12 protein-coding genes are annotated in these 19,773 nt (G+C 60.1%); 3 read left to right on the top strand and 9 right to left on the bottom strand.

The window, feature by feature from the left end; all coding sequences use genetic code 11:
- Positions 1-31: 31 nt before the first annotated feature.
- The 5 genes from GOB86_RS01480 to GOB86_RS01460 form a co-directional block, all read right to left on the bottom strand.
- A complete protein-coding gene (locus GOB86_RS01480) occupies positions 32-1,585 on the bottom strand; it encodes an efflux transporter outer membrane subunit (protein ID WP_165990612.1) in 1,554 nt (517 codons plus the stop codon).
- Entirely contained in the window at positions 1,586-4,891 is a 3,306-nt protein-coding gene (locus tag GOB86_RS01475; RefSeq protein ID WP_165990611.1) for an efflux RND transporter permease subunit, read from the bottom strand.
- Entirely contained in the window at positions 4,888-8,067 is a 3,180-nt protein-coding gene (locus GOB86_RS01470; protein ID WP_165990610.1) for an efflux RND transporter permease subunit, read from the bottom strand. The genes GOB86_RS01475 and GOB86_RS01470 overlap by 4 nt, the downstream gene beginning before the upstream one ends.
- Positions 8,064-9,272 carry an efflux RND transporter periplasmic adaptor subunit gene (locus tag GOB86_RS01465; protein WP_165990609.1) on the bottom strand — a complete coding sequence of 403 codons (1,209 nt, stop codon included), beginning with the start codon at positions 9,270-9,272 and terminating at the stop codon, positions 8,064-8,066. The genes GOB86_RS01470 and GOB86_RS01465 overlap by 4 nt, the downstream gene beginning before the upstream one ends.
- A 179-nt stretch (positions 9,273-9,451) precedes the next feature.
- On the bottom strand, positions 9,452-10,846 hold the full coding sequence (locus GOB86_RS01460) for an MFS transporter (protein WP_165990608.1): 1,395 nt from the start codon (positions 10,844-10,846) through the stop codon (positions 9,452-9,454).
- 112 nt (positions 10,847-10,958) lie between these two features.
- Between GOB86_RS01460 and GOB86_RS01455 the strand changes: the two genes are divergently transcribed.
- From GOB86_RS01455 to GOB86_RS01445, 3 genes are all read left to right on the top strand, one after another.
- Positions 10,959-11,264 (top strand): DUF883 family protein, encoded by a 306-nt coding sequence (locus GOB86_RS01455; RefSeq protein ID WP_165990607.1) that lies wholly within the window; start codon positions 10,959-10,961, stop codon positions 11,262-11,264.
- Positions 11,265-11,389: 125 nt separating this feature from the next.
- Entirely contained in the window at positions 11,390-12,019 is a 630-nt protein-coding gene (locus GOB86_RS01450) for a ribonuclease HII (RefSeq protein ID WP_165990606.1), read from the top strand.
- The gene (locus tag GOB86_RS01445) at positions 12,016-13,119 is read left to right on the top strand and encodes a site-specific DNA-methyltransferase (RefSeq protein WP_165990605.1); all 1,104 of its coding nucleotides are present in this window, start codon (positions 12,016-12,018) and stop codon (positions 13,117-13,119) included. The genes GOB86_RS01450 and GOB86_RS01445 overlap by 4 nt, the downstream gene beginning before the upstream one ends.
- A 91-nt stretch (positions 13,120-13,210) precedes the next feature.
- Here the strand turns inward: GOB86_RS01445 and GOB86_RS01440 are convergent, their stop codons facing one another.
- The 4 genes from GOB86_RS01440 to GOB86_RS01425 form a co-directional block, all read right to left on the bottom strand.
- Positions 13,211-13,804 (bottom strand): ankyrin repeat domain-containing protein, encoded by a 594-nt coding sequence (locus tag GOB86_RS01440; protein ID WP_165990604.1) that lies wholly within the window; start codon positions 13,802-13,804, stop codon positions 13,211-13,213.
- Between the two features lie 69 nt (positions 13,805-13,873).
- Positions 13,874-16,024, bottom strand: a complete 2,151-nt coding sequence (locus GOB86_RS01435; RefSeq protein WP_165990603.1) for a VWA domain-containing protein — start codon at positions 16,022-16,024, stop codon at positions 13,874-13,876.
- The gene (locus tag GOB86_RS01430; RefSeq protein ID WP_165990602.1) at positions 16,021-18,777 is read right to left on the bottom strand and encodes a DUF4159 domain-containing protein; all 2,757 of its coding nucleotides are present in this window, start codon (positions 18,775-18,777) and stop codon (positions 16,021-16,023) included. Before GOB86_RS01430 ends, GOB86_RS01435 begins: the two co-directional genes overlap by 4 nt.
- Positions 18,774-19,772, bottom strand: a complete 999-nt coding sequence (locus GOB86_RS01425; protein ID WP_165990601.1) for a DUF58 domain-containing protein — start codon at positions 19,770-19,772, stop codon at positions 18,774-18,776. The genes GOB86_RS01430 and GOB86_RS01425 overlap by 4 nt, the downstream gene beginning before the upstream one ends.
- Between the last annotated feature and the right edge of the window lies 1 nt (position 19,773).

The following is a 19,773-nucleotide window of genomic DNA, read 5'->3' as shown; positions in this document are numbered from 1 at the left end:
TTTTTTTATTGGGTAAGCCCCTGCGTGGCGGCTAGTTTTTATCTTTTTGGATAAAGGACGGCAGGAAGGGGTTGTCCGTCTGCATGGAGTTTTTGCTCGGCAGTTCGGAGGCATCCCAGCCACCACCAAGAGCTTCCACCAGACTGACAGAGTCCAGTATGCGGCTTTGCTGGATTTGTAACGCGGTTTGGGCGTTGGACAGGGCCGTAACCTCGGCGGTAATCACGGTCGTGTAGATCTGGGTGCCCGCCATGTATTGGTTAAAGGCGACTGTCACAGCTTTGTTGGCGGCTTCGAGCGCTACATGCTGCTGGTCCGCCTGATCGGCCAGAATGCGTAGGTTGGAGAGTTGGTCTTCCACTCCTTGCAGGGCTGTCAGCACGGTCTGGCGGTAAGTGGCCACATAGGCATTGTAGTTGCTGTCGGCCTCATGAACCGCAGCGGTCCGGGAGCCCCCGGAAAACAGTGTTTCCGTGGCTGAGGCACCTAGTGTCCATATGCGGTTTGCAACCTGCACGAGCGAGCCGACCGGGTCCCCACTATAGGAGTAGGTCGCGGTTAGTTTGACGTCGGGGTAGAAGGCCGCCATGGCCGCGCCAATCTGGGCGTTATATTCCTCCATCCGGCGCTCGGCGGCGGCAATGTCGGGGCGGCGCTGGAGCAGGCTTGCAGGCACCATGACCGGAATGGCCGGAATGGCGCGCGGCAATGCGCCGTGGGGAATGGAAAGCTCGGCAGGCGCTTTGCCCATCAGCACGGCAACGGCGTGTTCGTACTGGGCGCGGGCTATGCCGGTTGCGGTCGCCTGCGCGCGGGTCTGTTCCAGTTGTGTCTGGGCCTGGAGCAGGGTGGTCGGGTCCGCGGTACCCGCATCATACTGGTTTTTGGTAATCTGGTAGGACCGCTCATAAAACGCCACGTTTTTGGTCAGCAGGTCATACAGACTGTCCTGATACCGCAGGTTGAAATAGGCCGTGGCCAACTGCGCCTGATAGGACAGGCGCGCATTGGCAAGGTCAGCGGCCGTGGCCTGTGCCTCGGTCACCTGTGCTTGAATCTGCCGCCGGATCTTACCCCACAAATCCAGATCCCATGATACGGAAGGCCCCATGGCATAAGTGTTTTCGGTCGAGTTGGAAGGGGTGGACGTTGTGCTGGTGGTGCCACCGGACCCATAGTTGATGATGGTGCCGCTCGAACGCGACCCACGCCCCGAACTCTGCCGGTTGAAGGACAGCGCCCCGCTGAGCGTTGGGTAGAGCTGCGCCCGTATGGAGTTAATGGTGGCACGGGCGTTACGGTAGCGTGCCTCGTACTGAATGATGTTCTGGTTGTTGATGTCCACCTGCGCTTCCAGCGCATTCAGTTGTGGATCGTTATAGATCGTCCACCATGAGCCTTTGGGCAGGCTGGCCAGTTGCGGCGTTGCATACTGCCACCCGGGTGCTGGGCGAAGCTCCTTGAAAACAGGCGAGATAATAGGAGTGGGCCGCTTGTAATCCGGCCCAACCATGCAGCCAGCCAGAACGGCAGGGGCCAGCAGCAGGGACAGGCGAAGGGAACGGAAGGGACGATAAAAAGGCATTCAGCTATCCTGCCTGAAACTGCGGGAAAACGAAAACGAGCGGATAAAGGAACCAGCACGCGACTGCCAAGTATCGAACATCAGATAAATGACAGGCGTTGTATAAAGTGTGAGCGCCTGACTGACGATCAGCCCGCCAACAATGGCAATACCCAGCGGGTGCCGCAGTTCCGCTCCGTATCCATTGGTGACCATAAGCGGGGCGGCCCCAAGGGCGGCTGCAACCGATGTCATCATAATCGGGCGGAAGCGGAGCAGGCAGGCGGTGCGTATGGCATCATGGGCGGACATGCCCTGTTCGCGTTCGGCCATAATGGCAAAATCCACCAGCATGATGGCATTTTTTTTCACAATGCCAATCAGCAGGATCACGCCGATCATGGCGATGAGGGAAAATTCCTCCCCCGCCAGTTGCAGGGCCAGCAAAGCGCCGACACCAGCCGATGGCAAGGTGGAGAGAATGGTCAGTGGATGGACGTAACTTTCGTAAAGCACGCCTAGAGTTATATACACGGCCACAAGGGCTGCCAGAATAAGCAGGGGTTCATCACTGACCGCCTTTTGGAACTGCGCGGCATTACCAGCAAAACTGCCATGAATGGTGTTGGGCATGTGCAGGGCAACTTGTGCAGTGTTTATAATCTGCGTTGCCGTGCCAAGCGAGACCCCCTTGGCCAGATTGAACGAGAGCGTTGCCGCAACAGCCAGACCCTGATGATTGACCGAAAGGGGGGTGCGGCTGGGAACCAGATGGGTCACCAGTGTAAGCGGTACCATGGCCTCGGACGCGGTGCTAACGGCCGAGCCATTGGATGCACCAGCCCCCCCGGCCAGCGCATTGGCGATCTGGTTTTTAAAGGACAGGGAGCTCTGGGTGGCCTCCGTACTGGTGGTGGAGCCGGTGCTGGAGGCATTACGCACCCGTATGGTGTTGGACTTGGTGCCACCGCCAGCAGAGCCCCCGGCAACGCTGATCCAGACCTGCATCAGGCTTTCCGGGTTTGACCAGTTTTTGGGGTCGGCTTCCATGATCACACGATACTGGTTCAGCCGGTTATAAATGACCGAGGCCGCGCGCTGGCCAAACGCATCGTACAGCGTGTTGGACAGGAGCTGGGGGGTAATGTTCACACGGGCGGATGTATCGCGGTCGATCTCGGTGCTGATGGCCGAGCCACCGAGTTGCACGTCCGAGGACAGGGTTGTCAGTTCCGGGTGGCGGCGCAGTTCCGCCAGCAGGCGGGATGTCCATTCGTAGAGTTCGGAGGAATTTTCGCCTTCCAGCGTGTACTGGTAGGCCGCATTGCTCTGCCGTGCGCCCGAGCGGATGGCACCGGGCTGCATAAGAAAAAAACTGGCGCCAACCAGATTACGCAGCTTGCGGTTAACACGGGCGATCAGTTCTGTTGGGGTATCGCTGCGATCACTCTTGTCCTTGAGTTGCAAAAACAGCCCCGCCTCGTTGGATGAACCGCGGCCACCAATAAAGGAGGACACGCTCTCCACGTCCCGGTCGTGCAGGAGCACTTTTTGCACTTCGGTCAGCTTTTTGGCCAAAGCCCCGAAGGAGATGGACTGGTCACCCTGCAAGTGCCCCATGAGCATACCCGTGTCTTCCACCGGGAAAAAACCTTTGGGCATCAGCACGAACAGGGCGGCTGTAAGGGCCAGCGTAAAGGGCAGGCTGAGCAGTACGGTCTTGTGGTAGCGCAGGGCAATGTCGAGCGAGCGGGTATAGCCCGCCTGCATGTGGTCCAAAAAGGCGGTCATGACGGCAATGGCGTGGCGCATAAGGCTGCCAGAGCCAGCCGGAGCCGTGCCCGCCTTGTGGGGGACCAGCAGATAGGCCGCCATCATGGGGGTCAGGGTCAGGGACAGCACCATTGAAATCAGGATGGTGATGGAGACCGTCATGGCAAATTCATGGAACAGGCGGCCCGCCAGCCCCCCCATGAGCAGAATGGGCAAAAAGACGGCGATCAGGGAAACCGAGATCGAAATAACCGTAAAGGCGACCTCGCCACTGCCTTTTATGGCGGCGTCGCGCGGGTGTAGTCCCTGCTCAATATAGCGGGCTATATTTTCCATAACCACAATGGCGTCATCCACCACAAAGCCGGTGGAAACCGTAAGCGCCATGAGCGACATATTATCGAGCGAAAAACCAAGCAGGCGCATAACGCCAAACGTTGCCACAATGGAGGTAGGCACCACCACGGCGGGAATAAGCGTCATCCGCCACGAATGCAGGAAGAGCAGCACCACCAGCACTACCAGCACGACCGAGATCAGGAGTGTAAGCTGCGTATCCACCAGCGCCGCGCGAATGGTCAGTGAGCGGTCCAGCCCCACATGCAACGCCACCCCGCCGGGCAGGGCGGATTTGAGCATGGGCATTTCGGCATTGATCTGATCCACCGTGTGGATCACGTTGGCACCAGCTTGGGGAAACACAACGGCAATCACCGATGCCTGACCGTTGTAGTACCCTGCGTTGCGCAGGTCTTCCACACTGTCCTGCACCTGTGCCACATCGGCCAGCCGCACGGGGCGGTTGTTGCGCCATGCAATAATCAGGTCACGGTAGTCCTGTGCTGTGCGAACCTGATCATTCGTGTCCAACGTGTAGCGGGCACCGTTCTGGTCAATAATGCCTTTGGGCGTATGCGCGTTGGCCGAGGCAAGGGCTGCGCGCACGTCCTCGAACCCGATCCCGTATTTGAACAGGGGGAGAGGGTTTATTTCCGCCCGGATGGCGGGCAGCGCACTCCCGCTGATTTCCACCTGACCAACCCCCTGTATGGCGGACAGGTGCTGCACCAGCACGTTGGTTGCGTAATCGTACAACTGGGGGCGGGTATGGGTGTCCGACGTTAGGGTCAGGATGAGAATGGGTGCGCCGTTGGGGTTGGCTTTGCGGTAGCTTGGGTTCTGCCGCAAGGAGGAGGGCATATCCGCATGGGCGGCCTGAAGGGCGGCCTCCACATCACGCGCAGCCCCGTTAATATCGCGCGAGAGGGCAAACTGAAGCGTAATGCGCGTACTGCCCTCGGTGGATTGGGATGTCATTTCCGTAACATCTGCAATCTGGCCCAGATGCCGCTCCAGCGGTGCTGCCACAGCACTTGCAATTTCCTCCGGGGAGCCACCAGCCTGCCGTGCCTGAATCTGGATGACCGGAAAATCCACATTGGGCAGGTCAGCAACCGGCAGGCCGCGATACCCCAGTAGCCCCCCAAGGAACAGGGTTATGGTCAGCAGGATTGTGGCAACAGGCCGGTCAATAAAAATCCGGCTGATGTTCACGGCACGGCCTGCCCGTTAGGGGGGGAGGTCGTGCGGGCATGGCGTAGCTTGCTCCATTTGTGTGCCCATGTATCCAGTGTCAGATAGATTACTGGTGTTGTGAACAGCGTGAGCAACTGCGAAAGGGCAAGCCCGCCAATAATGGCCAGCCCCAGCGGGTAGCGCAGCTCAGACCCCGTACCGTGCGAGAGCACCATGGGCACAGCCCCCAGCATGGCTGCCAGAGTGGTCATGAGAATGGGCCGAAAACGCAGCGTGGCCGCCGTGCGGATGGAGCGCAGGCTGTCCATCCCATGTTCACGCTCTGCCTCCAGTGCAAAGTCGATCATCATGATGGCGTTTTTCTTCACAATCCCAATCAGCAGCACAATGCCAATAATCCCCATAATGTCGAGGTTCACACCCGCCACGATCAGGGTCAGCAACGCGCCAATGGCTGCGGAGGGCAGGGTGGAGAGAATGGTAATGGGGTGGATAAAGCTCTCGTACAGAATGCCCAGCACAATGTAGACGGCAATAATGGCAGCCGCGACGAGGAACATTTCGTTGCTGAGCGAGCCTTCAAACGCCGCCGCAGTCCCTTGGAAAGACGTCTGGAAAGCGGAGGGGAGGTGGATATCCGCTTCCGCCCGGCGAATGGCCGCAGTGGCGTCTCCCAGCGCATAGCCGGGGGCGAGGTTGAAGGAGATGGTCGTAGCCGGGAACTGCCCGAAGTGGGTCAGCAGCAGCGGAGCGGTTTCCTGCGTGACCTTGGTAACCGCAGGGAGTGGCACCAGCCCGGAGGTGGGCGAGCGCGTAGGCCCGGACGTGCTTTCCCCCGTATTGCCACTGATCCCGGGCAGATAAAGCTGGCTAAGGGAGGACAGATCCGTCTGGAACTGTGGGTCCGCCTCCAAAATTACGCGGTACTGGTTGGACTGCGTATAGATTGTGGAAATCTGGCGCTGGCCAAAGCTGTCATACAGCACGTTATCAACTGTCTGGGGTGTTACGGAGTAACGTGCCCCCGTGGCGCGGTCGAGTGTTACGCGCGCGACCAGCCCTTCGGCCTGTAGGTCGGAGGTCACATCGGCCAGAGCGGGCTCTTGCTGTAGCCGCTCGATCAGCTTGGGTATCCAGATTTTGAAGGCGTTGTAATCGGGATTTTCGAGCAAAAACTGGTATTGCGTTGCAGATACCGTCGTGTCGAGCGAGAGGTCCTGTACCGGTTGCAGGTAAAGTTTGATTCCTGTGACCTGCGCTGTTTCCTGCTCCAGCCGCGTTGCAATCTCGGTCGCGGAGGAGGAGCGGGCGTCATGCTCTTTTAGGTTGATCAGGAACCGGCCCTGATTAAGCGTTGCGTTCTGCCCGTCCACCCCGACAAAAGAGGACAGGGACGCCACATCCGGGTCCTTGAGAATAACATTGGCCAGTTCCTGCTGGTGCACCTTCATGCTCTCGAACGAGATGGACTGTGCGGCAACGGAAATGCCCTGAATAACCCCCGTGTCCTGTACGGGAAAAAACCCTTTGGGAATGTACCAGCCCAGAACACCGGTCAGCACCAGCGTGCCTACGGCCACGGTCAGCGTTAGCTTGCGCCATTCCAGCACCACATCGAGCATACGGTCATAGGCTGCAATCAGGCGCTCGGTTGCGGCTTCCATCCGTGCGGACCAGCGCAGGAATGGTGTTGCCGCACTCCCCGCGTCATGCGGACGTTCGGAGAGGATGCGTGCACACATCATAGGCACCAGCGTGAGCGACACCGCGGCGGACAGAATAATGGTGGTGGCCAGCGTAAGCGCGAATTCGTGGAACAGCCGCCCTACCACATCGCTCATGAACAGCAGCGGAATCAGCACGGCAATGAGCGATATGGTCAGGGAGATAATGGTAAACCCGATTTCCCCCGCACCCTTGAGTGACGCACTCATGCGGTCCTCGCCCGCTTCCACATAGCGCGAGATATTCTCGATCATGACAATGGCATCATCCACCACAAAGCCGGTGGCGATGGTCAGGGCCATGAGTGAGAGATTATCGAGCGAGAAGTCGAGCAGATACATAATGGCCAGCGTGCCAATAATGGAGAGCGGCACGGACAGGCTGGGAATAATGGTGGCGGGAACATTACGCAGGAAGACAAAAATAACGGCCACAACCAGAACAAGGGCCAGAAAAAGCTCAAACTGCACATCCGATACGGATGAGCGGATGGTTGTGGTGCGGTCGGTCAGGGGCACAATATCAATGCCCGGTGGTAGCGTCTGGCGCAGGGCGGGCAGGGTGGCCTTAACATTGTCCACCACGGCAATTACATTAGCACCGGGCTGGCGCTGCACGTTCATGATCAGGGCCGGGGTTTTGTTGGACCACGCGGCAAGCTGGGTGTTTTCTGGCCCAATAACCACCGTGGCCACATCGCGGATGCGTACCGGTCCGCTGCTCTGGTAGGCGATAACCTGATTGAGCAGCATCTCGGGGCTGGTAATCTGGCCATCCACCCGCAAGGTGGCCGAGCGTTGCGCGCCATCAAACGTACCCGTGGGGGAGTTGACGTTCACATTGCCAATGGTCGTGCGCAGTGTGTCCAGGTCAATACCGTAGGAGGTCAGTTTGGGAACATTCACCCGCACCCGGTAGGCCTTGCGGTTCCCGCCCGAGAGCGTGACCAGCCCGACGCCCGAAATCTGGCTGATTTTTTGCGCAAGCCTTGTATCCACGTAGTCTTCCACTTCGGGCAGTGGAATGGTGGCTGACGTAATGCCCAGCGTAAGCACGGGCGTGTCCGCCGGGTTGACCTTGGCGTAAACCGGGGGGGCGGGCAGGTCGGTTGGCAGCAGCGAGTTGGCCTGATTGATGGCGGCCTGCACCTCCTGCTCCGCCACATCCATGGACATGGACAGGTCAAACCGCAGGGTAATGACCGACGCCCCACCTGATGAGCGCGATGTCATCTGGTCCAGACCGGGCATCTGGCCAAGCTGGGTTTCCAGTGGTGCGGTCACCGAGGTCGCCATAACATCTGGCCCGGCACCGGGGTAGAAGGTCTCTACCGTTATGGTGGGGTAATCAACCTGCGGCAGCGCGGAAATGGGCAGAAAATGATAGCCCAGCAATCCGGCCATAAAAATGGCCAGCATCAGCAACGTGGTTGCGACGGGCCTGCGAATGAAAATGGCGGATGGGTTCACGGCGTGGCATGGTCCGGCGTTGGGGTGGGAGCCGTGGAGGGAATGGTCACCTTAATTCCCGCGCGCAAATGGTCCGTGCCGTCCGTGACAACCCGGTCACCGTCCTTCAGCCCGGTAGTGACAACACTGAGCGTGCCGTTGGAAATGCCCGTGGTCACTGGCTGTACGCTCACCGTGTCATCATCCTTGACAACGTAGACAAACAGGCCGGAGGGGCCGGTCTGCACGGCGGTTGTGGGTAACAGCAGCACGTGGTCCAGTGTTTTGACCAGCAGACGCGCGTTGACAAACTGGTTGGGGAACAGGTGTTCGTCTTCATTGGTAAAAATGGCGCGCAGGCGCACGGTGCCGGTTGCCGTATCTATCTGGCTATCCAGCGTGCTGACCGTGCCATCGGCTATTTTTTGTGTGTTGGAACTGTTCCACGCCGAAACGGGGAGGGACTTGCGGGCCTGCAACTGGGCAAACACCTCGGGCAACTGGTCCTGCGGCAGCGTAAATATGACCGATATGGGCTGCATCTGGGTGAGCACCGCCAACCCGCCAGACTGGCCCGCCGCAACATAGTTGCCCTGATCAACGGCGCGAATACCAATGCGCCCGTCCACGGGGGCGATAATGTGACAGTAGATCAGTTGCAGCTTCTGGTTATCAATCAAGGCCTGATCAGCCTTGACGGTACCTTCGAGCTGCTGGACCGTAAACTGCTGGTCGCGCGCGGTTTTTGCGTCAATGCTGTCCTGCTTGATCAGGCGCTGGTAGCGTCCGCTATCCACGCGGGCCTGTTCAAGCTGCGCCTTATCCTGCGCCAGTTGGCCTTCATACTGTTCCAACTGGACCTGATAGGGGCGGGGGTCGATCAGTGCGAGCAGGTCGCCCTTATGCACATGCTGTCCTTCGGTAAAAAGCACCTGCATCAGGTAGCCTTCCACGCGGGTTTGCACGGTTACGTTGGTAATGGGCACAACCGTGCCCAGTTCGGTCAGTTCCACGGGCATGCTGCCGGCATGGACCGTTTGCACGGCAACGGGCTGGCTTTGGCCGGAATCGGCCGTGCTGTGGTGTGTTTTGTGCCCGGCCTGCGGGCGCAGGAAGGCAAAGCCTAAAATGCAGGCTCCCACCAGAACGCCACCTGCCAGAAGCAGACGTTTTTTGGAGGAACGTGGTTTGGCGGGAGTGGTGGTGGGCGGAGTGTTATCGTCCATGAGGTGCGCTGTTCGTTAACCTAAGTTGCGTCAGAATGTTCAGGGGAACGCTGTGCATAGGGGCACCCTGCTGATGGAGGGGAAGTGTGCTGAACTCTTTGCTTAAGTGCAAGCCTCGTCATTGAAAGCATGCATAAAATAACATTTCTCTATGTAATTTGTGCGTTAAAAACGTGCGTTTAACGGCGGTTGCCACTCATGTTTGCCCCAGCGGAAGGAGAAAGTGTGGCGCACAAAGGCACGGCAAAAAGGGATATGGCGCCAGTCACAACAAAACCAAGGGCAAAATCGGTCATGTTTGCGGGGGTGTTATGGTGCAGCCTGCTCAGTACCGTCAGGGTGCCAGCGGCAATGCATATGCCAGCCGAAAGCATGATCTGTTGCATGGTGGAATACAGGCTGGTCGCAGCACTCATCCTGTCTGCTGGAATGTCGGCATAGGCAACGGTGTTATAGGCCGAAAACTGGAGAGACTGCGCAGCCCCCGCCAGTGTGAGCACGAGCGAGAGGAGCCACAACGGATAGGATGGGCGAAAAAGCGCTATCATCGCAAAGACCAGTGCTGCCGAAGAGCCATTGGCCATGAGAATGGTGCGAAAACCCCAGCGTTTGAGCAGTGCAGGCACAAAAGGGCGCATGGCAATGGCCCCAAGTGGCGCCACAAATGTGACAAGCCCGCTTTGTGCGGCACTCAGCCCCGCCCCGATCTGCAAGAAGGAAGGGAGCAGAAACGGCAATGAGCCCACGGCAATGCGTGATGCCGCTCCCCCAAAAACGGAGATACGGAATGTCTGGAAGCGCATAAGCCGCAGGTCCAGAAGCGGAAAAGACGTACGCCCCGCGTGGTAGGTGTACATTCCCAACAGCACCAGCCCCACGCACAAAAAGCCCGTAACCAGCGCGGGTGAACCCGTGCCATGGCTGAACAGTTCGGCAAAAACGGACAGAACCGCCAGCCCCCCGCCAGCCAGAAAAAGACCTTTGACATCAAACGGAGGGGGCGATGGCTCGCGCACTTCGGGAATAAAGCGGTAGGTCAGGAGCAGGCCAACCAGCCCGACTGGAATATTAAGGTAAAAGTTCCACCGCCAGGTCAGCCACGTTGTAATATACCCCCCCACCACAGGACCAAGCAGCGGACCAAGGGTTGCGGGGAGCATCATCCATGTCATGGTGCGGACAAGCTGGTCCGCGGGCGTGCTGCGGATAACCGCCAGCCGCCCCACAGGCACCATAAGTGCCCCGCCAATGCCCTGTATGGTACGCATGACTGCCAGAAACAGCAGGGAATGGGCGGTGCCGCAAAAAATTGAACTGCCCACAAAAATGCAGATCGCCAGCATCAGGATCGTGCGGCTGCCCAGACGGTCGGCCAGTGCGCCGGACGCGGGAATAAAAATGGCCAGCCCAATAATATAGGACGTCAGGGCGACAGAGGTAGCCACTGTATCCACATGCAGGCTGTGGGCAATGGAGGGCAGGGCGGTCGCCAGAATGGTGCCATCAAGCTGTTCCATAAAAAACATGGAACCAACAATGAGTGCAGTCAGTTGTGTGGACGTCGGAGAAGGCATGCCTAGTCAGAGACGCGTTTTTGCGGTCTGATGCAACAGGCGATCGTGCAGATCTCCGGTCGCTTTCATGCGCGGACCATTACAGAATGGTTCAGAAAAGGAGAAAGTCGTCATGGCTAAAGATAAAATCGACACCATCGAAAGCAAGATCGATGCCAAGGTCCGGGACGTTCAGGGACATGTCAAGGATGCCGCTGGCGGGTTGACCGGAGATATCGGTCTTCAGGCTGACGGAAAGGTCGATCAGTTCACCGCACACATGCAGGAAGATTTTGCAGACCTGTATGAAGAGGGTGAGGGCGCGGTAGAAAAAGCAGTAACCTTTGTGCGGGATAAGCCCTTGCTTTCATTGGGGATTGTTTCGGTCGTGGGTATCCTGCTCGGCTGGCTTTTCTTCCCCCGTCGTAGCCGTTCCTGAAAAATCATTTGACCGGGACTCTTGCGCTCCCGGGTAAAAAAATGCTTCTCCTTCCCTACGGAGTCGCGATTGCTGCGACTCGGTAATTTTAACCGAGTCGTTTCAAGCGGACGGGAAGGGAAGCAATGCCGGATTTCAGGCGTGAACAACAGCATGGCGGTTTGGTCGCTGGAGTGGATGAAGTGGGCCGTGGTCCGCTGGCCGGTCCGGTTGTGGCCGCCGCTGTGGTGTTCGCCTGTGGCGTGCCAGATGACCTTGCCGCCATCATTGATGATTCCAAAAAATTAAAACCCACTGTGCGCGAGGCCATTGCCAAGCGTCTGCCCCATGTGCCCGGTGTGGCCATTGGCGTAGGTGCCGCCTCCACGGCGGAAATAGACCGTATCAACATCTACCATGCGTCCCATCTGGCCATGCAGCGTGCAGTTGCCCGTCTGCCGGTCCGGCCCGACCATGTGCTGGTTGACGGCAACAAAATTCCAGATTTCGGGTGCAGTGCGGAAGCCATTGTGGGCGGGGATGGGGTTAGCCTGTCCATTGCCGCGGCCTCCATTGTGGCCAAGGTGCTGCGTGACCGCATCATGGCGCGGCTGGATGTGCGCTGGCCCGATTATGGATGGGAAAAAAATGCAGGATACGGCACGGCGGTCCACCGTCAGGCTCTCATGCAGACCGGTGTGACCCCGCACCACAGAAAAACATTCGGCACGGTACGCCAGCAGTTGGAACATTTGAAAACGGAGACCCGGGCATGAGCGGCGCAAAAGCAGTTTCCATGGACCTCCCACTTGACGAAATCCTGCGGGGTGAATGCGTGGAGACCATGCGCACCCTGCCTTCGGGTTCTGTGGACTGCATTTTTGCCGACCCGCCATATAACCTGCAACTCAGGGGCGAACTCCGCCGCCCCGATGACAGTGTTGTCGATGGCGTGGATGATGACTGGGACAAGTTTTCCGACCTGCAGGAATACGACCGCTTTACGCGTGAATGGCTGAGCGAGGCCCGCCGTCTTTTGCACAAGGATGGCACAATCTGGGTTATTGGCTCCTACCATAATATTTTTCGCCTTGGGGCTATTCTGCAGGACCTTGGGTTCTGGATTTTGAACGATGTGGTCTGGCGCAAATCCAACCCCATGCCCAACTTCCGGGGCCGTCGTTTTACCAACGCGCATGAAACGCTCATCTGGGCCGCACGCAGTCAGGACAGCCGCTACCGCTTTAACTATCAGGCCATGAAGGCGCTGAATGATGATGTGCAGATGCGCTCGGACTGGTACCTGCCGCTGTGCACAGGCAATGAGCGGTTGCGTAACGAACATGGGTTGAAACTGCACCCCACCCAAAAGCCCGAAAGTCTGCTGCACCGCGTATTGCTGGCGTCCACAACGGTGAATGACGTCGTGCTCGACCCGTTCTCTGGCTCAGGCACCACGGTCGCCATGGCCCGCCGCCTGCGCCGCCATTTTGTAGGCATTGAGCGTCACCCGGACTATGTGGAGGCCGCCAAGGCCCGCGTGGCCCGTGAAGTGCCACTTGATGATGATGCCATACAGACCACGCAGGACAAGCGCGAAGCGCCGCGTGTGCCGTTTGGCAGTTTGGTGGAGCAGGGCGCGCTGGTGGCCGGGACGGTTCTGAGTGACAAAAAACAGCGTATTCAGGCAACAGTTGCAGCAGATGGCACGCTGGTCAGTGGGGCCAAACGTGGTTCGATCCATAAAATGGGGGCCATGCTGACTAACGCGCCATCGTGCAATGGCTGGACATTCTGGCATTTTGAACGTGAGGGCGTGCTGCTACCGCTTGATGTGCTGCGGCAGGAAAGTCTGGGCGGCACGGTCTCGCTGTAAAGACGGCTTTCTGGTTACGGAATGGCATAAAAAAAAGGGGGCATCGCAATGCCCCCTTTTTTTATGAAGTCAGGTGAAAACAATAACCGGATTAGCTGCCGCCAAAGCCCAGAAAACCGATAGACGGCTGGGCGGCGCCTCCCGTCCGGTCATAGCGCGGGTCATGCGCCTTGTTCTTTGAGGTATCGTCCTCATCCGCGCTGCCACCGCCCATACGCAGGTCGGATGTGCTGACCGCTCCCACACTGTCATCCCCCCGAAGGCTGCTGGAATTGCGCAGGGACAAAAGCAGGAAGGTAATGGGGTTACGGTTCAGGTCGATGGACATATCAAGCGGCGTCTGACCCAGAATGTTGTGCCCGTTCAGGTCCGCGCCACGGTTAATGGCGTCACGCGCGGAGGCAACGCTGCCCCGGTTAATGGCCTCGAACAAAGCCACTGTGGGTTCAATATCCCTGTTGGGGTGCCCGCCCCCTTCGCCCGCTTCATCATCGCTCCCTTCGGCACCGGGAATGGCGGTCGGCGGGGCTGCATGTTTGGCGGCCTTGGCGCTTTCCGATTTTTCGGCGGATTCAGCAGCGGCAGCCTGATCTTCGGCCTCATCGGCAAATGCCGGAACCGCTACAAGCATGGCAAGGCTGCTGAAGAGCAGAGCGGATGAAACAAGGCGTGGAAAACGGGTCATTGTCTGTCCATCAATACAGGTAACCTTTAGCGTATCACACCCCATGGGAGCGGAAAAGACGGCCCATTCCTATCGGGTGCGGCCTTCGCGCCACCATGCGGCAAAGAGCAGCATGAGTGCGAGTGCCATGGCAAGGGGGGCGGGCAGAAGTGGTATGGGCGTTCTACCCGTTACCAGATGCGCGTCGCGCTGTGCAAAAGCCAGCCAGTTGCTACCATGCAGCGCGCCGGATGTAGCCAGTTTTGGCGTAGGTGTCTGCATGCTGGCCGTGGTGTCGCCCAGCCAGAACACACCACCTCCGGTCATTTTAGCCATATCGGCCACACGGGTTGCGGTTACGCGCAGGTCGGTCTGTTCAGGTGTGTTGTCCTGCTCGGAGGCAGCGTAGGTCGTGTGCGTACCATCGGAAATACGCCAGATACCGGATTCCGTTATGGGCACATGGGTCGTCTGCGTTCCCTCATCCCCACTTGTATGCAGGGTTACAGTGCTGGTCTGCCCGGAGGGGGACGTAAGCGTTATGGCAGCGGCTGCCGGTGCGCCAATACTGTGACGGGTTATGTCGAGCGCGTCCGGGGTCATGCTGGCCGTAAGTTGCTCTTCCTCCAGTTCTGGCTCCTTCATCAGCCAGTGCGAGATACGGCGGAGCAGTTCGGCCTGTGGGCCACCGCCATCCTCTCCGCGCGACCAGAGCCATATCTGGTCGGACAGGAGGAGCGCAATCCGCCCCTGATCAACCCGGTCCAGCACCAGCAGGGGGCTGTTGTCCGGTCCGTTCATCAGCACTTCGCCATGGGTGCTGTCGGGGTGCAGTGCGCGGTACCACGGTCCCCACAGGCCGGGAACGGCTGTGGGGCTGCCAAGCTGCGCATCGGCCTTTGGCGCACCGGGAAGGGACGCCGTAACAGGGTGCCTGCGGCCCGTGTCTGTCAAGGTGGGGCGGAAGCGGCTGATGAGCATACTGCTCTGGTCCGGGGCCACGTGGGCGGGCAGCACATCGCCCACCGGGGTATCCTGCAAGGAGCCGGGGCCAATAAATTCGGGACCGGCAGTCAGGAGCAGGCCACCGCCACGGCGCACGAAGCTGGCAATGTTCTCCAGATAACTATGTGGCAGAATATGCCTGTTTTCAAAACCGTCGAGAATGATCAGGTCAAACTGGTTGATTTTTTCCTGAAACAGCTCGCGCACGGGGAACGCAATAAGTGCGAGGTCGGATAGCGGGGTGCCATCGTCCTTTTCAGGCGGGCGCAGGATGGTAAAGTGGATCAGATCAACCGAAGGGTCCGCCTTGAGCAGCCTGCGCCAGACCCGTTCCCCCTGATTGGGAGTGCCCGAAATCAGCAACACCTTCAGCCGGTCGCGGATGCCGGTAATACGGGCCACGGTCTGGTTGTTCAACTGCGATGCTTCACCCGGCAGGGGGGAGGCAGACAGGCTGACCAGAAGAGGCCCCGGCTGGGTTACGGGGACCGTAATCTCTTGTGGCGCACCGCTCAGGACCGGAATACTCCGTGCTTCCTCCCCATTGATCCGCACACTCAGTTCCGCTGGAGTGCCAGCCTGTGTGCCCGGTCCCATGTCGTCCACCTGCACGCGCAGCTTGGCGCTCTGGCCTGCAATGGCGTAGGGCGGAGCCTGTAGAACACTCAGCTTGCGGTCTTTCTGCTCCTTGCTGGCGCTCAGCAGAATGTGCAGGGGCAAGGTCGCGCGGCTGTTGGTGTCCAATAGGGGGCGCAGGCGCTCGGGTATGGTGGTGGGCACATCGGCAATCTCACCATCCGTTACCATCATGGCACCAGCAAACTGGGCGGGGGGAATGTCGGCCGCCGCCTGATCCAGAGCGTCAAACAGCTTTGTGCCGTCATGCGCGTTGCCACGCACGGTCACGGTGCGGATGTTCAGCCCATCCACCTTGGTCTGGGCCAGTGTATCCGCCGCCTGCCGGGCTATGGCGGCACGCTGGTCAAGCCCCATGGAGGGGGACTGGTCAACTACCAGCAGGGCGGTCTGGGGGAGTGTGCGCCGCTGTTCATGGTAGCGTTGCGGCCCGGCCAGCCACAGAAGCACCACACAGACGCTGCATAGGCGCAGGATGGCCCCCCGAGTGCGGCTGAACACTCCCCACCCGCACAGAACCAGAGCCAGAGCACCTACTAGGGTGAGCAGCCACAACGGCAGTAACGGGGCAAAACCCACGGAGGCAAAGAGGGGGGTCATGGCTTGTCCTCCAGCCGTTTGAGCAGCATGGGAACATGCACCTGATCAGCCTTGTAGCTGCCTGTCAGGGCGTAAATAACGGTGTTCAGCCCAAATCGGTAAGCCTGCAGGCGCTGGTCACCGCCACCGGGAATAACGGCAAATGGCGTATTGCCTGCACTGTCCACCGCCCAGGCATGCGCCCAGTCGGCCGAACCAATAATAACCGGGCTGACATCATCATTCTCGGCATCCCCTTCCTTGGCAACCCAGATGGGCTGGCCCGCATACCGGCCGGGAAAGTCGTGGAGCAGATAAAAGGTATGGGCGAGCAGGTGGCGGTCGGTCATGACCACCAGCGGAGGTACTACAAGCCCGGTTGTAACCCGGCGCAGGGCTGCACCCGTGCCCGGTGCATCGGCGGTAAAGGTGGTGTCGGCCGAACTGGTGCTGCCGTCCTGCCCCTGTGTGTCAATCAGCAGAATACCGCCATGCGCCATAAAGGTGTTCAGGGCTGCCGTCATGGCCGGGGTGGTGGTGGCATCCGCCGTAATTGGCCAGTACAGCAGCGGGTAATAGCTCAGATCATCCGTGCCGGGGTGCACGGCATCGGGGTGGCCCATCACGGCGGAGGTGCGGGCGTTTACAAAGTCGGATAGTCCCTGCAACCCGGCGCGGGAGGCATCATCCACATCATCATGCCCGGTGTCAATGTAGCCCAGCCGGGTTTCCAGCGCTGCGGCTGGTACCTTGGCCACGCTGTTCAGGTCCTGCGCGTGGAGGGGGGGGGAATGCGCGCCAAGGGCTGCAAACAGCGCGAGTAAGGGGGCTGCGGCTTTGGGTGCCAAAAGTTTGCCTGCGCGCATAAGGCCAACGGCCACACAGTCGAGCAGTAAAAGCACAAGGGCGCCTAGCAGGCAGTAACGCCCCAATGGCAGATCCGGCCTTTGACCCGAGGAGTCCGTTATGGTGCCCACAGGCTGTGCGGGTTGCAGGCTTTGCAGCCCAGTGGCGGCATTGAGTGCCCTGTGTCCATCCGCTGGGCCATACAGGCCGGGGGGATGAATGGGGGAGACAGAGGTTGTGGCAAAAACATTGCCCTGAATGCCGCGCGCCGTTGGTGGGGGCGGGCCTGCCATGCCCTCTCCATCCAGTGTTATGGCGGGGGCAAGCAGTGCGTTGTCTGCTGGAATGTTCAGCCCGTTGGCATGTTCCGTCAGGCGTTGCAGCATGCTCACAAACAGGCCGGAAAGGGGCAGGTTGGACCAGTCCGCCGTGCTGCTGACATGGAACAGGATCACTTCGCCCTTGCCCAGTTCCGCATGTGTGACCAACGGCGTGCCATCGGCCAGACGCGCCCACACATGTGCCCCCAGATCAGCCGAAGGGCTGGCCAGCACCTGCCGCGAGACCGTAACATCGGCTGGAATATCCAGCCCCCGGAAGGGAGATGCCTGCTCAAATGGGGCCAGTTTTTGCGGTGTGCCCCATGTCATGGAGCCACCTAGCTGGCGTGCGCCGTCCAGCAGAGGCACCGGTAGCAGGTCTTGCGCTATGTCCGGCGTATTGGGGGGGGGGGCCGTATCGTGCTGGCTGCCAGCCAGTGCGGGGCCTGCAAAGCGGATGAGCGTGCCGCCGTTTTTTATCCAGTCCAGCACGGTTTTCTGGCTTTGGGCACCCGCCAGTGTGCCATCTGGCGCGATCAGCACGGACAGGGGGCGGGCCAACAGTGTTTCCAGATTACCCTCATGCAGGTCGGACAGGGGGGCAAGTGCCCGGCGGAGGTAAAAAACCGAGCCGATCAGCGGTGTATCAGCCCCACCGCTGGAGAGCAGGCCAACGGGGTGCAGGCGTGTATTTTCGTCCAGTAGAACAGTGGTGGCAGCACTCGCCACGCCCTGTATGGCCAGTGTGTCAATCCGGTTGCGGACGGTTATGGGCAGGTTGATGTGCACGTCTGCCTGCGTGGCATTGGCGGCTACGGGTACGGGCACCACTGCCAGCGTACCGCCATCTGTTGCGCGGGCTACCACATGGACAAGACGGGGTTGCCCGGTGGGGAGTGTAATCAGGTGCGCCATGGCGCCGTCCGCCGCAGGGGTGGCGGGGGCAAGTGCTATGCCTGCCTGAGTGGAAAAGCGGATTTCCCGCACAGCACCCCGTGCGCGCAGGGCTTGGGCAAAGGCTGTATCTCCGCTTTGGGCAACGCCGTCGGCCAGATACACAACACGGGCAAAAGGAGTGGCAGGCAGGTGCAGGATCTGCTCGGCGGCCCGCTCGCGGTCCACGGGCCACGGGCTGGGGTGGTGGCTGTTGAGCATCTGCCGCACAGTGGTCGCAGGCTGAGGCGTAAGGACTGGCGAGGCATCCTCCGCCTGTGGGGCGGTGCCCAGCACCAGCATGCTGGATTGCGTGCGCTCTGCGTCATCTACAATGGTTTGTGCTGTGGTCAGGCGGTCAGTCCAGTCCGCCGCACTCAGCATTCCGTCGTCAAGGACCAGCAGAACAGGCCCGTGGGTTTGCACCACATCACGGGTGCCGGGAATAAACGGGCGGGCAAACCCGACCACCAGCAACCCGATAGCGACAAGGCGGAGCAGCAGCAGCCAGAGGGGGGAGCGCGCGGCTTCCGTTTCCTTCGGACGTAATTTGGACAGAAAGGCAATGGGGGGGAAAACCTGCTGGCGCGCGCGTGGCGGGGTTGCGCGGAGCAGCCACCACACCAGCGGCAGGCTAAGCAGGGCAAACAGCAGGGTGGGGGATTGGAAGATCATACGCGTTGGCTCATCTGGGCATGGAGCGCCAGCAGCGTGGGCAGTGGTGCCATATCGGTCTGGTGGCGCGTGAACAGATGGCCAGACCGGCTTATGGTCTGCTCAAGCCACTGGTTGCGGGCCGTAACAAGGGCTGCGTAATCCGGGCGCAGGCTCTGCACGTGCGGTAGCTCCAGCGTGGCTTCTCCCTCAAGGCCGCAGAACTCGGTGCGACCGGAGTAGGGGAGTGTGTTTTCGGCCGGGTCGCTCACATGCAGCACGTAGGCCCGTGCGGGGTGGGCTGCCAACTGGTGCAGGCAATCCTGTAGCTGGGCATCGGGGCAGAGCAGATCGCTGGCAAGCAGCAGGCGTGTGCGCCGGGGCACAAGGGCAGGGGGCGGGAGTGGGGCAGCCGCAGGGTCGGTGCTGGTCGCCAGCCCGCAAAGCCCCAGTGCCAGCCGCTCCAGCGCGGAAGAAGCGGGGGGCAGGGGAACAAGACCGGAGGGGGAAAGAAGCTGGACCCGCTCACCATTGCGCAGCAGTAGGGCGGCCATGCTGAGCAAAAGCAGGACGGCGCGGTCTAGCTTGCCGGGCAGGGCGTTGGTGGAGCGCCATTGCATGGAGCCGGAAAAATCGCACCAGAGCAGCACTGTCTGCGCGGCTTCGGCTTCGGTTTCGCGCACATGGGCGCGGGCTGTGCGGGCGGATTGCCGCCAGTCTATGCGGTTGACCGGCTCGCCCGGTTGTGCGGGGCGGTATTGCCAGAACGTATCCCCCCACCCCGCGCGGCGCTGTGGGTGCCTGCCCGATGCCAGCGTTGTGGCAATCTGGCTGGCATGGAGCAGAAGGTCCGGCATGCGTGTGGCCAGCGTTTGTGCAGAGCAGGCCATATCCGCCGTAGCGGAAAGTGGGGGGCTTGCGGTGCCCGACGCACCGTGTTGCCCGCCCGCCACGGTGCGGTTCTGGCCCAAAAACCGGCGTAGCAGAGTGGTTGGCGTCAGTCCGGACCGGCTCATG

The organism is Acetobacter lambici, assembly GCF_011516885.1.
GTDB classification, from domain to species: Bacteria; Pseudomonadota; Alphaproteobacteria; order Acetobacterales; family Acetobacteraceae; genus Acetobacter; species Acetobacter lambici.
This window is presented reverse-complemented; position numbering and strand designations above follow the sequence as displayed.

Bases quoted from the DNA above. Each gene is read 5' to 3' on its own strand.
- GOB86_RS01480 (WP_165990612.1), bottom strand. From the start codon at position 1,585: ATGCCTTTTTATCGTCCCTTCCGTTCCCTTCGCCTGTCCCTGCTGCTG.
- GOB86_RS01465 (WP_165990609.1), bottom strand. From the start codon at position 9,272: ATGGACGATAACACTCCGCCCACCACCACTCCCGCCAAACCACGTTCC.
- GOB86_RS01460 (WP_165990608.1), bottom strand. From the start codon at position 10,846: ATGCCTTCTCCGACGTCCACACAACTGACTGCACTCATTGTTGGTTCC.
- GOB86_RS01455 (WP_165990607.1), top strand. From the start codon at position 10,959: ATGGCTAAAGATAAAATCGACACCATCGAAAGCAAGATCGATGCCAAG.
- GOB86_RS01450 (WP_165990606.1), top strand. From the start codon at position 11,390: ATGCCGGATTTCAGGCGTGAACAACAGCATGGCGGTTTGGTCGCTGGA.
- GOB86_RS01445 (WP_165990605.1), top strand. From the start codon at position 12,016: ATGAGCGGCGCAAAAGCAGTTTCCATGGACCTCCCACTTGACGAAATC.
- GOB86_RS01440 (WP_165990604.1), bottom strand. From the start codon at position 13,804: ATGACCCGTTTTCCACGCCTTGTTTCATCCGCTCTGCTCTTCAGCAGC.
- GOB86_RS01435 (WP_165990603.1), bottom strand. From the start codon at position 16,024: ATGACCCCCCTCTTTGCCTCCGTGGGTTTTGCCCCGTTACTGCCGTTG.
- GOB86_RS01430 (WP_165990602.1), bottom strand. From the start codon at position 18,777: ATGATCTTCCAATCCCCCACCCTGCTGTTTGCCCTGCTTAGCCTGCCG.
- GOB86_RS01425 (WP_165990601.1), bottom strand. From the start codon at position 19,772: ATGAGCCGGTCCGGACTGACGCCAACCACTCTGCTACGCCGGTTTTTG.